Here is a 13,230-nt window from a genome sequence, read left to right on the forward strand (position 1 = left end):
TGCGCGCGACTGTCGGTAGCGAGGGCTACGATCCCCCTAAGCCGCCGGATCGGGTCTTCCGAGCCCCGGTGGCGCGACGATGACCACCACAAGGTTTCAGTGTTGGAGGCAGGAGTGACGGCCGTAGCCCCCAAGCCGATCGCGACGCGCCCGTACCCCGCGCGCGAGTCGGTCAAGGGTTCGTACCTGCTGCGGTTGTTCCGCACGACGGACCACAAGCAGATCGGGATCATGTACCTGGTCACGTCGTTCGCCTTCTTCATGGCGGGCGGCGCGATGGCCATGCTGATCCGCACCGAACTGGCGCGGCCCGGGCAGCAGTTCCTTTCGCAGGAGCAGTACAACCAGCTCTTCACCATGCACGGCACGGTGATGCTGCTGCTGTACGCGACGCCGATCCTCTTCGGCTTCGCGAACTTCGTGCTGCCGCTGCAGATCGGCTCGCCGGACGTCGCCTTCCCGCGGCTGAACGCGTTCTCGTACTGGCTGTACCTCTTCGGCGGCCTGATCGTGATGTCCGGCTTCCTGACCCCGGGTGGCGCCGCCGACTTCGGCTGGTTCGCCTACACCCCGCTGTCGGACGCCATCCACTCGCCGGGCGTCGGCGCCGACCTCTGGATCTCCGGCCTGATCGTCGGTGGTCTCGGCACCATCCTCGGCGCGGTCAACATGATCACCACCGTGGTCTGCCTGCGCGCGCCGGGCATGACGATGTACCGGATGCCGATCTTCACCTGGAACATCCTGGTCACCAGCATCCTGGTCCTGCTCGCCTTCCCGATCCTGACCGCGGCCCTGATGGGCCTGCTGGCGGACCGGCACCTCGGGGCGCACGTGTTCGACCCCGAAAACGGCGGCGTGATCCTCTGGCAGCACCTGTTCTGGTTCTTCGGCCATCCCGAGGTCTATATCGTCGCGCTACCGTTCTTCGGGATCGTGTCGGAGATCTTCCCGGTGTTCAGCCGCAAGCCGCTGTTCGGCTACAAGAGCCTGGTCTGGGCGACGCTGGCCATCGCGGCGCTGTCGGTCGCGGTGTGGGCGCACCACATGTACGCCACCGGCGCTGTGCTGCTGCCGTTCTTCTCCTTCATGACGTTCCTGATCGCCGTCCCGACCGGCATCAAGTTCTTCAACTGGATCGGCACGATGTGGAAGGGCCAGCTGTCCTTCGAGACGCCGATGATCTTCTCGATGGGCTTCATCGTCACGTTCCTCTTCGGCGGCCTGACCGGCATCCTGCTGGCCGCGCCGGCGATCGACTTCCACGTGTCGGACAGCTACTTCGTCGTCGCGCACTTCCACTACGTGCTCTACGGCACGATCGTGTTCGCCACCTTCGCCGGCATCTACTTCTGGTTCCCGAAGATCACCGGCCGGATGATGGACGAGAAGCTCGGCAAGTGGCACTTCTGGACCACGTTCATCGGCTTCCACGGCACGTTCCTCGTCCAGCACTGGCTGGGCGCCGAGGGCATGCCGCGCCGGTACGCGGACTACCTGACCAGTGACGGCTTCACCACGCTGAACACGATCTCCACGATCGGCGCGTACATCCTCGGTGCCTCGACGCTCCCGTTCATCTGGAACGTCTTCAAGAGCTACCGGTACGGCGAGATCGTCACGGTGGACGACCCGTGGGGCTACGGCAACTCGCTCGAGTGGGCGACCTCCTGCCCGCCGCCGCGGCACAACTTCACCGAGCTGCCCCGGATCCGCTCCGAGCGGCCCGCGTTCGAGCTGCACTACCCGCACATGATCGAGCGCATCCACAAGGAAGGCGAGATCGGCTTCTTCGGGAAGCAGAAGGTCAACAGCCACGCGGCGCCGTCGCAGCTGCTCACCGAAGCGGTGATCCCGGGAGACCACTCCAAGGACAACGCGAGCGAGCAAGGCGACAAGTAACCCCCTGATCGAGTGAGCGCGTGCCCGGCTTATGTGAAGCCGGGCACGCGCTCTACTTATGCCCGACCCCGGACCGGCAGACTGGTCGTGCAGCGTTGCCGAACGAGGGATGACCAGTGACCCAGACCCCCGTCCTGATCACGACGACCGGCCCCGACAAGCCGGGTGTCTCGTCCGTGCTGTTCGCCGTGCTGACCAGGCACGATGTCGACGTGCTCGACGTCGAGCAGGTGGTCATCCGCGGGCAGCTCGTGCTCGGGGTGCTCGCCGGGGTCTACCGCGACCCGGAGGGGCTGCAGGAGACGGTCGAGCAGGCGATGGCCTCCGTCGGCATGGAGGTCGACGTCAAGATCGGCAGCGCGATCGGTGCCGACCCGTTCGCGCTCGGCCGCCGCGACTCCTCCCACGTGCTGGTCATTCTGGGTCGTCCGGTCACCGCACGGGGCTTCTCGGAGGTCGCGCGCCGGCTGGCCGCGCTGGGCGCCAACATCGATGCGATCCGCAGCGTCGCCGACTACCCGGTGACCGGGCTCGAGCTGTACGTGTCGGTCCACGAGGACAGCCTCGACGCCGACGCGGCGCTGCGCTCCCAGCTCGCGGACGCCGCCGTCGAGGCGGGCGTCGACATCGCCGTGGAGCGGGCGGGCATCATGCGCCGGGCGAAGCGGCTCGTCGTGTTCGACGTGGACTCGACCCTGATCCAGGGTGAGGTCATCGAGATGCTGGGCGCGCACGCCGGCGTCGAGCCGGAGATCCGCGAGATCACCGAAGCGGCCATGCGTGGCGAGCTGAACTTCACCGAGTCGCTGGAACGGCGGGTCGCGCTGCTGGCCGGCCTGCCGGCGTCGGCGATCGACCAGGTCGCCGCGTCGCTCGAGCTGACTCCGGGCGCCCGCACCACGGTCCGGACGCTCAAGCGGATGGGCTTCCGCACCGGTGTCGTCTCGGGCGGCTTCACGCAGGTCATCGCGGGCTTGGCGGAAGAGCTCGGGCTCGACTTCGCCGTGGCGAACGAGCTCGAGATCGTGGACGGCAAACTCACCGGGAAGGTCGTCGGCGACGTCGTCGACCGCGCGGGCAAGGCGAAGGTGCTGCGTCGCTTCGCCGCCGAGTACGACATCCCGCTCGAGCAGTGCGTTGCCGTCGGAGACGGCGCCAACGACATCGACATGCTTTCGGCCGCGGGCATGGGCGTCGCGTTCAACGCGAAGCCCGCGCTGCGCGAGGTGGCCGACACCGCGCTGTCGCACCCGTACCTCGACGCCGTGCTGTTCGTGCTCGGCCTCACCCGCGGCGAGGTCGAAGCGGCCGACGCCGCCGACGGGCTCGAGCTGATGCGTCCGTGAGCAGCGTTCTCGACCCCTTGGGTGCCCGCTACGCCTTTTGGCTGGGGCTTCCGGCCGAAGACACTTCGGACACCTCCGACGAGATCCCCGAGGAAGTCCGCGCGATGCCGGTCATCCTCCGCATCGAACGGGCCGAGCCACCGGGCCGCACCCCGCTGCTGGAGGCGGCGGCCGCGGCGGCGCTGGCGGTCTGCCTCGACGAGCGTTCGCAGCCCGGCGGCGAATGGGCCGAGCCGATGCACGCGTGGCTCGACAACCGGATCCGGAAGGTCGCGCGGCGGGCGCGGGGCGCGCACTGGGCGGCCGTCCAGGACCTGCCGGGCATCACGGTCGAGGTCGACGGTGCCGAAGCGCGGGCGCTCGTGCCGGGGCTGGTCACCGAGACGCCCAAGGAAGTCGCGCGGCTGCAGATCTCCGGCAGCGAACTGCCGCCGGACGAGCCGGGCCCGCTCCCGGAGGGCGTCCCGCTGCTGCTGCTCAACCCGCACGTGCCGATGACCGTCGGCAAGGGCGCCGCCCAGGTCGGCCACGCGACGATGATCCTCGCCGCGTTGCTGGGCGACGCGGAGCGGGCCGCCTGGGCCGCGCGGGGCTTCCGGGTCGCCGTCCGGACGGCGAGTCCCGTGCAGTGGAAGGAACTGCACCCCGGTGACGATCCGGAAGGAGCGTGGCGGCGTGACCGCGTCGTCGCCGTGCGGGACGCCGGGTTCACCGAGGTCGACCCGGGCACGATCACGGTTCTCGCCCAGTGGGCGCCGGAACAAGCGGCGTCCTGACCTGGTTGGAGCGGGCATGGCACTGGAAGTGGAACGCACGGGCGAGCACGCGTTCGTCGGGCGCAACGAGCGCGGGGCGGAGGTGCGGCTGGGCCGCAAGGGCGCCGAAGGGGCGTTCTCCCCGGCCGAACTGCTGCAGATCGCGGCGGCCGGCTGCAACGCGGTGACCGCCGAAGAGCTGATCACCCGGAGGATCGGCGAAGACGCGAAGTTCCGGGTCACCGTCGACGCCGATCGGCGTGAAGGCGCTTCGGAGCTGGACGCTGTCCACGTCGTGTTCGATGTCGACGTGTCGACTTTGACGGCGGATCAGCGAGACGCGCTGGCCGGCGCCGTGGACCGGGCGATCGATCGGCTCTGCACGGTGAGCCGCACGCTCAAGAAGGGGATCCCGGTGACGGAGGAGTTCCCGGCGTAGCGTCGGGGGCGACCGGGATCAGGGTGTCCCACTCCTTCGCGAGCTTTTCGCGGTCGTCCTGGGCGAGGAACGGCAGCACGACGCCGCACGAGCGGCACGCGCGGGCGCGGCGCCCCACGAAGGCCGGACGCGACTCCAGGAACCCGGGACGCTTGAAGCGCAGGACAAGCCAGTTCGCGGCGTCGAGATCGGCGAGCGGGCTCAGGCTTTCTTCGCCGCAGACCGGGCAGCGCACTTCAGTTCTGGCCGGATTCCCAGACGACGTAGGCCTGGTCGGCGTCGGTCGTCATGGCCTCGATGAACTTCTCGTTGTCGAAGCCGGGCAGGGACTGCAGGCGCTCGATGAGCGCGTCGGCCGCCGGGTCGCCGCTCGGGACCGCCGTGCCCTTGCCGTCGGTGCCCACCAGCATGAAGAAGACGTCTTCGTTCCACGGGCCGTCGGGGATCACCCGCACCATCACCGACGACAGGCCGGCCCACGTGACAGCCTCTTCGCTGCCGTCCGCGAGCCGCCGCCGCACGCCGGTGTCGTCGACGCTGACGGTCCGGGACTGGGCGCTGGACGAATCCTGGGTCAACCGGTGCTCCCTTGTTGCTTCGGTGGCTTCACCGTACCGGGCGAGGCTGTCGACCGCGTCACGCGGGCGCGGCTGCGTCCAGCCGGCGCAGCGCTTCCCGCACCACCTTCGGGTCCATCGTCGGCCAGAACGGCGGCAGCGACGCCCGCAGGAAACCGCCGTAGCGGGCGTTCGCCAGCCGCGAATCCAGCACCGCCACCACCCCGCGGTCGCTGACCGCCCGGTGCAGCCGCCCGGTGCCCTGTGCCAGCAGCAGCGCCGCGTGCGTGGCCGCCACCGTGAGGAACCCGTTGCCGCCGCGGGCTTCCACCGCGCGCTGCCGCGCCGAGGACACCGGGTCGTCCGGGCGTGGGAACGGGATCCGGTCGACCACCACGAGCTGCAGCGACGGCCCGGGCACGTCCACGCCCTGCCACAGGCTCAGCGTGCCGAACAGGCACGTGCGGACGTCCTCGGAGAACTTCTGGACCAGCAGGGACGTCGCGTCGTCGCCCTGGCACAGGATCGGGAAGTCCAGCCTTCCCCGCATTTCCTCGGTGGCCTGCTTGGCCGCCCGCATCGAGGAGAACAGCCCGAGCGTGCGGCCGCCCGCGGCCTCGATCAGCTCGGCCAGTTCGTCCATTGTGGACGGCGTCAGGCCGTCGCGGCCCGGCGGCGGCAGGTGCTTGGCCAGGTACAGGATGCCGTTGCGCCGGTGGTCGAACGGGGAGCCGACGTCCAGGCCGGTCCACTTCGGGCCCGAGGTGTCCGACGGCGCTTCCTTCTCCGTCGCGGCTCCGGGCGCCTGTTCCACCCGGGGCGCGCCGGGCGGGAGACCCCATTGCCGCGCCATCGTGTCGAACGTGCCGCCCAGCGTCAGGGTCGCCGACGTCAGGATCGTCGTGTGCTGGTTGAACACCCGCTCCCGCAGCAGGCCGGCGACGCCCAGCGGCGCCACCTTCAGCGCCGGCGGCCGCGGGTTCGACGCGTACTTGTCGCCGGAGAGCCAGACGACGTCGCGCTGGTGCGCCTGGTCGTCGTCGAACGCCTCCAGCAGCCGCACCGCGGTGTCGTGCACCTCGTCGAGCAGCGACCGCGCCAGCTTGCGCGCGGTGGCTCCCTCGACGTCCTCCTTGCGGTCGGAACCCAAAGCCGTGATGCACCGGTGTGCGGCATCGCGGACCGCCGGGATGATGCCCTGCAGCGGCCGCGGCAGCTCGTCCATCCGGCCCGCGGGCAGGTCGTCGACGATCAGCGCCAGCCCGTCACCCGCCTCCAGCAGGCCGTCGGCGACGTCGGCGTCGATGAGCTTGCCGCAGCGGCGCGCGGCCGCCGCGCACATCGCGCTGGTCAGCTCGCCGGTGGCGACCGAGGTGACCCGGTCGACGAGGTCGTGGGCCTCGTCGATGATCACCACGTCGTGGTCCGGCAGGACCTGGTAGCCCTGCAGCGCGTCGATCGCCAGCAGCGCGTGGTTGGTGACGATGACGTCGGCGCGGCCGGCCTCGGCGCGGGCCTTCTCGGCGAAGCAGTCTGTGCCGATCGGACAGCGCGAAGCGCCGAGACATTCCTTCGCCGTCACCGAAACCTGGCGCCACGCCTGGTCGGTGACGCCGGGGACGAGCTCGTCGCGGTCGCCGGTTTCGGTGTCCGACGCCCACTCCCGCAGCCGCGTGACCTCCTTGCCCAGCCGGGACACCGCGAACGGGTCGAAGAGCTGGGCGTCCTCCGGCTCGTCCGGCGCGCCGGAATCCAGCCGGTGCAGGCACATGTAGTTGCGGCGGCCCTTGAGGATCGCGAAGGTCGGTTCGCGACCCAGCGGCTTCTTCAGCGCCTTCGCCAGGCGCGGCAGGTCGCGGTCGACGAGCTGGCGCTGCAGCGCGATCGTCGCCGTGGAGACGACGACCGTGGCTTCTTTCTCGACGGCGTGGCGGATCGCGGGCACGAGGTAGGCCAGTGACTTGCCGGTACCGGTGCCGGCCTGGACGGCCAGGTGCTCACCGGTGCGGATGGCGCGGCCGACGGCGTCGGCCATCTGGACCTGCCCCGGGCGCTCGGCACCACCGACGGACTCCACCGCGTGGGTGAGGAGTTCGAGGACGCCGGGGAAATCGGTTCGGGCGGGCACAGCGACACACATTAGCCGCCACCACCGACAGAGATCGGTGCTCCGTCGCGAACGGGCCACTCGCGTCGCGGGGGACCGCCTGCGCAGGAGGTCCCCCGCGGGCGGTCAGTCTTCGCGGCGGCCGGAGACCAGCTTCCAGGTCAGCGGCAGCAGACCTGCGGCCACGACGATCTTGATCGCGTCCCCGACCAGGAACGGCGTGACGCCCTTGGCGAACGCGGTGGACAGGTCGAACCCGGTCGACGCCATCAGCCACGGCACGCCGAACGCGTAGATCACCAGGTTGCCGAGCACCATGGTGCCCGCGGTGCGCACCGGCGTCCGGTCGCCGCCGCGGCCGGCGAGGGCGCCGACCAGGGCTCCGGCGAAGACGAACCCGACGATGTAACCGGCGCTCGCGCCGGACAGGCCCGAGGTGCCGTGCTGGAACCACGGCACGCCCACGGCGCCGACCAGCAGGTACACGAGCATCGACGCGGCACCGCGCGACATGCCGAGCGACGCGCCGACGAGCAGCGCGGCGAACGTCTGGCCGGTCATCGGCACCGGGCTGCCCGGCACCGGGATCGTCAGCTGCGCGGCGGCGCCGGTGAGCAAGGCACCGCCGGCGACCAGCGCGATGTCCCGGACGAGCGAGCCGGGCACGAGGTCGGCCAGCACGGGCCGCTTGCCGGCGAAGGACAGCGAAGACACGAAACCTCCCGAGAAGAACAGGCGACGCCCGAGGTTAACGCTCGTTACCGTCCCGTGGGCCCGCCGAGTTGCGTTCCTCACCGGCCACTCGTCCGGGTGGACCCGATCAGGGTGGGCGCCGGACCGGCCGATGACGAAGGGCATAGCTGCGATCTGTCACGGAACCGAGGAGGCCGGAGCATGCGGAACACCAGGAAGAGGACATATCGGTTGCTGGCCGTGACGACGCTGGCCGTTCCGCTCCTCGGCGCGGCGGCCCCGGTGACGTCCACCGGATGGGCGTCGTCCGGCTCGGTGGACGTGCTGATCGACAACGAGCACGTCGTCACCGGTGAACTGGCGAAGTGCACCGTCGACGGCCCGTACAAGGGCTGGACGCAGGGCGGCGCCACGGGCGACATCGCCGCGTTCGGGGCCGGCGACACCGGGTGCGGGCGATCCGGCGAGGTGTCGATCGCCCAGGCGGCCGGGCGCCGCTTCCGGGCGACCGTGCTGAAGCGCTACGGCGGCCCGGAACTCAGTGTCCGCACCTACTCGGTGAAGTGCGCGACGACCGCCACCGGCAGCCTCGGCGAGGTGGCCGTCGGCGCCGTCGAAGGGATCGCCGTGCCGGGGGAGATCCCGCCGAACTACCGGATCGTCATCCCCGGCGGCGCCGCCGGTACCGCGCTGGCGACGGTCGTCCTCAACGAGACGGTGACGCCCCAGCCGCCGGACGGCAGCCTGGTGACGCACGCGGTGCACATCAAGCTGTTCCCGCAGGGCGGCCCGGCGAGCGGCGACATCTACCTCGGCACAGCCGCCTGCGACCCCTACGGCAAGAACTAGCGCCCCAAGGCGGCCTTGGTTGCGTCTAGCGCACCGAAGGCCGCCTTGGGTGCGTCTGACGCACCGAAGGCCACATTGGGGCGCTTGGGGGCCGGGTCAGGCGGTGGTGAAGCGAGCGGCGGCGGCGACGAACTCGCCGGCGCGGGTGGCCAGGTCAGGCAGGCTGCCGCCGGAGGACAGCGCGTCGCCCAGCAACGGCGTCGCCGCGGCGACCGCGATCGCGCCCGAGCGCAGGTAACCCTCGACGTCGGCCAGGTGGACGCCGCCGGTCGGCACCAGCGGGACGTCCGGCAGCGGCGCCCGCACCGCGCGCAGGTAGGCGACGCCGCCGACGGCCGCGACCGGGAACACCTTCACCGCGGCCGCGCCCAGCCGCCAGGCCTGGTCGATCTCCGTCGGCGTCAGCGCGCCGCAGATCACCGGGGTGTCCAGGGCCGCGGCGCGCTCGAGGACCGCCGGGTTGACCGTCGGCGTGATCAGGTAAGCGGCACCGGCGTCGACCGCGACGTCCACATCGGACGGTTCGCGGACGCTGCCCGCGCCGATCAGCGCGTCGTCACCCAGCGCCAGGCGCAGCGCGGTGATGGCCGCGGGCGCGCCCGGCGTGGTCAGCGTCGCTTCGAGCAGGCGGATGCCCGCCGCGTGCAGCACCATCGCCGCGTCGGCGAACCGCGACGCATCGGCGGCGCGCAGGATCGCGACGAGCCGGTGTTCCGCCAGCGCCGCCTGCAGGTCCTTCACGCGGCCGGTGGCACGGGAGCGGTGCCGGTGTACGCGACGCCCGCCTCGTCGAAGTCCTTCAGCGTCGCGTCGACGGTCGGCTGCGAGCCGCCGACGGTCAGGTCCAGCAGCACCCGCACGCCGAAGCCCGCCTTCGCCGCGTCGAGGGCCGTCGCGCGGACGCAGAAGTCCGTCGCGATGCCGACGACGTCGACGTCGGTCACGTCGTGCTCACGCAGCCAGGCTTCCAGGGACTTTCCGTCGCGGGCCGCGCCTTCGAAGCCCGAGTACGCGGCGCTGTACTCGCCCTTGGAGAACACCTCGCCGATCGGGACGACGTCGAGCGCCGGGTGGAACGACGCGCCCGGCGTGCCGGCGACGCAGTGCACCGGCCAGCTGTCCTTGAAGTCCGGCGTCTCGCTGAAGTGGTCACCCGGGTCGACGTGGTTGTCCCGGGTGGCCACGACGTGGCTGTACCCGCCCTCGGCGGCCTGCTTCGAGATGCCGGCGGCCGCGGCGGCCCCGCCCGGCAGGCCGAGCGAACCCCCTTCGCAGAAGTCGTTCTGCACGTCCACCACGATCAGCGCGGTACCCATCGGTCGAACTCCCTCTCGGAGACAGCGTCGGTTACAAGAACTGCGTCGGGATAGCGGGTTCGCCGTGCGAGAGCTTGAGGCCCTCCCACGGCAGGCTCACCAGACCGCGGCGCAGCCGCTGCCTGGCGTCGTCGAGCGTAGGCAGGTCAGGCGCCGGGCGGCCAGCACGGATCAGCGGGATCTGCAGCGGCCGGTCGTTCGCCTCCGGCTCCGGCGCGCTCGAACCGGAAGCCCAGACGACCTCCTCGACCGCTGTGCCGGTGCCGCGGTGGCGACGCAGCGCGGACTTGCGCCCGCCGCGGGACTCCTTGTGCGCGCTGCGCTTGGCGACCGGCTTGCCGTCCACCTCGACCAGCTTGTAGACCATCCCGGCGGTCGGCGCGCCGGACCCGGTGACGACCGAGGTGCCGACGCCGTACGCGTCCACCGGCTCCGCGCGCAGTGCCGCGATGGCGTGCTCGTCCAGGTCACCGGACACCACGATCCGGGTGTCCTTGGCGCCGAGGGAGTCCAGCTGTTCACGGGCGCGGCGGGCGAGCGGGCCGACGTCGCCGGAGTCGATCCGGATCGCGCCGAGCTCGGGCCCGGCGACGCGGACCGCGGTCTCGATGCCGGCGGTGATGTCGTAGGTGTCGACCAGCAGGGTCGTGTCCGCGCCCATCTTGTCCACCTGGGCGCGGAAGGCCGCCTCTTCGCTGTCGTGCAGCAGCATGAAGGCGTGTGCGACGGTGCCGCGCGTCGGAATGCCGTAGCGGCGCCCGGCTTCCAGGTTGGACGTCGTCGCGAAGCCGGCCAGGTAGGCGGCGCGCGCGGCCGCGACCGCGGCGTACTCGTGCGTGCGGCGGCCGCCCATCTCGATGATCGGGCGGCCGTGCGCGGCACCCGACATCCGGGCCGCCGCCGACGCGATGGCGCTGTCGTGGTTGAGGATCGACAGCACCAGCGTCTCCAGCAGCACGCATTCGGCGAACGAGCCGGTGACGGTGAGGATCGGCGAGCCCGGGAAGTACAGCTCGCCCTCGGCGTAGCCGTCGATGTCACCCGCGAACTCGTAGTCCGCCAGCCAGGCGAGCGTCGCGTCGTCGACGACCGCGGTGGCCTCCAGCTGTGCCAGTTCGGCGTCGGTGAAGCGGAAGTCCGCGATGGCGTCGATCACCCGCGCGGTACCCGCGACGACTCCGTAGCGCCGCCCGTCCGGCAGTCTCCTGGCGAAAACTTCGAAAACGCAGGGCCGCGCGTGCGTCCCGTCGGCGAGCGCGCTGCCCAGCATGGTCAGCTCGTAGTGGTCGGTGAGCAGCGCAGTGCTGGCCGTGACCGGCTCCGGTGAACCCATGGGGTCAGCCTATTCACCCACATGGCCGGACCTGGCGCGGCGTACCCCGTCACCCCCGTGACACCATGGGGTGCATGTCCACGCCTGTCGCATCCGAACAGACGCAGGTCGAACCGGCCGGTGCGGAAGTCGCCGAGTCGGACACCCCCTGGCGGACCGTGGTCTGGAACGACCCGGTGAACCTGATGTCGTACGTGACGTACGTTTTCCAGAAGCTGTTCGGCTACAGCCGCGACCACGCCACCAAACTGATGCTGGACGTGCACCAGAAGGGCAAGGCGATCGTGTCGTCCGGCAGCAAGGAGAAGGTGGAGACGGACGTGGCGAAACTCCACGCGGCCGGCCTCTGGGCCACCATGGAGCAGCCCTCGTGAACGGTTGGCGGCGCAAGGGCGCGGTGATCCACGCGGGCTTCGAGCAGCAGGAAGCGGCCGTGCTGCGCGGGCTGGTCAGCCAGCTCGAGGACATGCTCACCGCGCGGGCCGAGGAGGCGCCGCAGGACGAGCTCGCCGAGCTCACCGGCATCCGGACCGGGCCCACCGAGTCCCCGGACGACCCGGTCCTGTCGCGGCTGCTCCCGGACTTCCACAAGCTCGACCCGGACAACCCCTCGCGGGAGGACATCGACTCGGTCGCGGCGATGCGGTCGCTGCACGAGCCGGAGCTGCTGGACGTGAAGGTCGGCGTGGCCAAGATCGTGCTCGACACGCTGCCCCGCGACGGCGGCCAGGTCCGGCTGACCGAGGAGCAGGCCGACGCGTGGCTGGGCGCGCTCAACGACGTCCGGCTGGCGCTCGGCACCGCGCTCGACGTCACCGAGGACATGCCCGACGAGCTGCCCGAGGACGACCCGCGGGCGCCCCACCTGGGTGTCTACCACTGGCTGACCTGGGTGCAGGAGACGCTGATCCAGGCGCTGACGGGATGATCACCGACGTGCCGGGTGTCCTGGTCGGGCACCACGAGCGGGTCGGCGACGGCTGGGCCACCGGGACGACGGTGGTGCTGGTGCCCGAGGGCGCGGTCGGCGCGGTGGACCAGCGCGGCGGCGCGCCCGGCACGCGGGAGACGAACCTGCTGGAGCCGGAGAACCTCGTGCAGCGGGTCAACGCGGTGTGCTTGTCGGGCGGGTCGGCGTACGGCCTCGCCGCGGCCGACGGCGTGCTGCGGTGGCTTTCGGAGCGCAACCTGGGCTTCCCGGTGGGCACGCAGCCGTACGAGGTGGTGCCGATCGTGCCCGCGGCCGTGCTGTTCGACCTGCCGCGCAGCGAGTGGGGCAACCGGCCCGACGCGTCCTTCGGCTACGCGGCGTGCGAAGCGGCTTCGGGTTCTTTCGCCCAGGGGACGGTCGGTGCGGGCGCGGGGGCGGCCGTGGGGTCCTTGAAGGGCGGGATCGGGTCAGCGAGCGAAGTCGTGGGCGAGTTCACCGTCGGCGCGCTGGCGGCGGTCAACGCCGCGGGCGAGGCCGTGGACCTCTCGACCGGCCGCGCGTACGCGGCCGACCACGGCGACTTCGGCGTGACGTGGCCTTCGCGGGCCGCTGACCTGCCGTCCCGGCGGACCGACCTCAACACGACCATCGGGGTCGTCGCGGTCGACGCGGCACTGTCGAAGGCCGAAGCGCGGCGGATCGCGGTCGCGGCGCAGGACGGGCTGGCGCGGGCGGTGCGTCCGGCGCACACGATGTTCGACGGCGACACGGTGTTCGCGCTGGCCACGGGCGCGCGGGAGCTGCCGGACGCGAGCGGCCCGTTCGGTGCGGTGGTGCGGCCGATGGCGCTGGACGCGCTGTGTTCGGCGGCGGCGCGGGTGTTCGCACGGGCGATGGTGCACGGGCTGCTGGCGGCGACCACGGCCGGCGGCGTACCTGCGTACCGGGATGTTTGGCCCGAAGCGTACGGCTGACCGCCCTGGTGAGGTGTTTCTCATCATC

Annotated in this window: 14 protein-coding genes; 8 read left to right on the forward strand and 6 right to left on the reverse strand. The window is 71.4% G+C overall.

Annotation, left to right across the window (positions count from 1 at the left end; translation table 11 throughout):
• Positions 1 to 114 precede the first annotated feature (114 nt).
• The 4 genes from ctaD to ACLJQF_RS42850 all read left to right on the forward strand — a co-directional run bounded on the left by ctaD (position 115) and on the right by ACLJQF_RS42850 (position 4,442).
• Positions 115 to 1,902, forward strand: coding sequence for a cytochrome c oxidase subunit I (ctaD, locus tag ACLJQF_RS42835; protein ID WP_410616046.1), 1,788 nt, complete (start codon positions 115 to 117; stop codon positions 1,900 to 1,902).
• Positions 1,903 to 2,018: 116 nt separating this feature from the next.
• Positions 2,019 to 3,248 (forward strand): phosphoserine phosphatase SerB, encoded by a 1,230-nt coding sequence (serB, locus tag ACLJQF_RS42840; protein ID WP_410616047.1) that lies wholly within the window; start codon positions 2,019 to 2,021, stop codon positions 3,246 to 3,248.
• Positions 3,245 to 4,024: a peptidyl-tRNA hydrolase gene (locus ACLJQF_RS42845; protein ID WP_410616048.1), complete on the forward strand. Its 780-nt coding sequence runs from the start codon at positions 3,245 to 3,247 to the stop codon at positions 4,022 to 4,024. Before serB ends, ACLJQF_RS42845 begins: the two co-directional genes overlap by 4 nt.
• A 16-nt stretch (positions 4,025 to 4,040) precedes the next feature.
• Complete coding sequence (locus ACLJQF_RS42850) at positions 4,041 to 4,442, forward strand: OsmC family protein (protein WP_410616049.1); 402 nt, start codon at positions 4,041 to 4,043, stop codon at positions 4,440 to 4,442.
• Positions 4,443 to 4,678: 236 nt separating this feature from the next.
• Here ACLJQF_RS42850 and ACLJQF_RS42855 read toward each other — a convergent pair whose 3' ends face one another.
• The 3 genes from ACLJQF_RS42855 to ACLJQF_RS42865 all read right to left on the reverse strand — a co-directional run bounded on the left by ACLJQF_RS42855 (position 4,679) and on the right by ACLJQF_RS42865 (position 7,820).
• Positions 4,679 to 5,020 (reverse strand): hypothetical protein, encoded by a 342-nt coding sequence (locus ACLJQF_RS42855; RefSeq protein WP_410616050.1) that lies wholly within the window; start codon positions 5,018 to 5,020, stop codon positions 4,679 to 4,681.
• 58 nt (positions 5,021 to 5,078) lie between these two features.
• Positions 5,079 to 7,127: an ATP-dependent DNA helicase gene (locus ACLJQF_RS42860; RefSeq protein WP_410616051.1), complete on the reverse strand. Its 2,049-nt coding sequence runs from the start codon at positions 7,125 to 7,127 to the stop codon at positions 5,079 to 5,081.
• A gap of 105 nt (positions 7,128 to 7,232) precedes the next feature.
• Complete coding sequence (locus tag ACLJQF_RS42865) at positions 7,233 to 7,820, reverse strand: biotin transporter BioY (protein ID WP_410616052.1); 588 nt, start codon at positions 7,818 to 7,820, stop codon at positions 7,233 to 7,235.
• Between the two features lie 210 nt (positions 7,821 to 8,030).
• Here ACLJQF_RS42865 and ACLJQF_RS42870 point away from each other — a divergent pair, with 210 nt between their 5' ends.
• Positions 8,031 to 8,648, forward strand: coding sequence for a choice-of-anchor P family protein (locus ACLJQF_RS42870; RefSeq protein ID WP_410616099.1), 618 nt, complete (start codon positions 8,031 to 8,033; stop codon positions 8,646 to 8,648).
• A 96-nt stretch (positions 8,649 to 8,744) separates the two neighbouring features.
• On the opposite strand, the gene ACLJQF_RS42875 is transcribed toward ACLJQF_RS42870, so the two are convergent.
• From ACLJQF_RS42875 to ACLJQF_RS42885, 3 genes are read right to left on the reverse strand one after another with little or no spacing between them, the layout of a single operon-like run.
• Positions 8,745 to 9,389: a bifunctional 4-hydroxy-2-oxoglutarate aldolase/2-dehydro-3-deoxy-phosphogluconate aldolase gene (locus tag ACLJQF_RS42875; protein ID WP_410616053.1), complete on the reverse strand. Its 645-nt coding sequence runs from the start codon at positions 9,387 to 9,389 to the stop codon at positions 8,745 to 8,747.
• The gene (locus tag ACLJQF_RS42880) at positions 9,386 to 9,964 is read right to left on the reverse strand and encodes an isochorismatase family protein (protein ID WP_410616054.1); all 579 of its coding nucleotides are present in this window, start codon (positions 9,962 to 9,964) and stop codon (positions 9,386 to 9,388) included. Before ACLJQF_RS42880 ends, ACLJQF_RS42875 begins: the two co-directional genes overlap by 4 nt.
• Before the next feature lie 31 nt (positions 9,965 to 9,995).
• On the reverse strand, positions 9,996 to 11,297 hold the full coding sequence (locus ACLJQF_RS42885) for a nicotinate phosphoribosyltransferase (protein ID WP_410616055.1): 1,302 nt from the start codon (positions 11,295 to 11,297) through the stop codon (positions 9,996 to 9,998).
• 74 nt (positions 11,298 to 11,371) lie between these two features.
• Here ACLJQF_RS42885 and clpS point away from each other — a divergent pair, with 74 nt between their 5' ends.
• From clpS to ACLJQF_RS42900, 3 genes are read left to right on the forward strand one after another with little or no spacing between them, the layout of a single operon-like run.
• Complete coding sequence (gene clpS, locus ACLJQF_RS42890; RefSeq protein ID WP_013229464.1) at positions 11,372 to 11,671, forward strand: ATP-dependent Clp protease adapter ClpS; 300 nt, start codon at positions 11,372 to 11,374, stop codon at positions 11,669 to 11,671.
• Positions 11,668 to 12,225 carry a DUF2017 domain-containing protein gene (locus ACLJQF_RS42895; RefSeq protein ID WP_410616056.1) on the forward strand — a complete coding sequence of 186 codons (558 nt, stop codon included), beginning with the start codon at positions 11,668 to 11,670 and terminating at the stop codon, positions 12,223 to 12,225. Before clpS ends, ACLJQF_RS42895 begins: the two co-directional genes overlap by 4 nt.
• Positions 12,222 to 13,202, forward strand: coding sequence for a P1 family peptidase (locus tag ACLJQF_RS42900; RefSeq protein WP_410616057.1), 981 nt, complete (start codon positions 12,222 to 12,224; stop codon positions 13,200 to 13,202). Before ACLJQF_RS42895 ends, ACLJQF_RS42900 begins: the two co-directional genes overlap by 4 nt.
• Positions 13,203 to 13,230: the final 28 nt, after the last annotated feature.

Origin of the sequence: Amycolatopsis sp. lyj-109 (assembly GCF_046548995.1) — a bacterium.
GTDB lineage: Bacteria > Actinomycetota > Actinomycetes > Mycobacteriales > Pseudonocardiaceae > Amycolatopsis.

What these genes read in the sequence shown, in the direction of transcription:
- ACLJQF_RS42850 (WP_410616049.1), top strand. Translation starts at nt 4,041, where the DNA reads ATGGCACTGGAAGTGGAACGCACGGGCGAGCACGCGTTCGTCGGGCGC.
- ACLJQF_RS42885 (WP_410616055.1), bottom strand. Translation starts at nt 11,297, where the DNA reads ATGGGTTCACCGGAGCCGGTCACGGCCAGCACTGCGCTGCTCACCGAC.
- clpS (WP_013229464.1), top strand. Translation starts at nt 11,372, where the DNA reads ATGTCCACGCCTGTCGCATCCGAACAGACGCAGGTCGAACCGGCCGGT.
- ACLJQF_RS42900 (WP_410616057.1), top strand. Translation starts at nt 12,222, where the DNA reads ATGATCACCGACGTGCCGGGTGTCCTGGTCGGGCACCACGAGCGGGTC.
- ACLJQF_RS42880 (WP_410616054.1), bottom strand. Translation starts at nt 9,964, where the DNA reads ATGGGTACCGCGCTGATCGTGGTGGACGTGCAGAACGACTTCTGCGAA.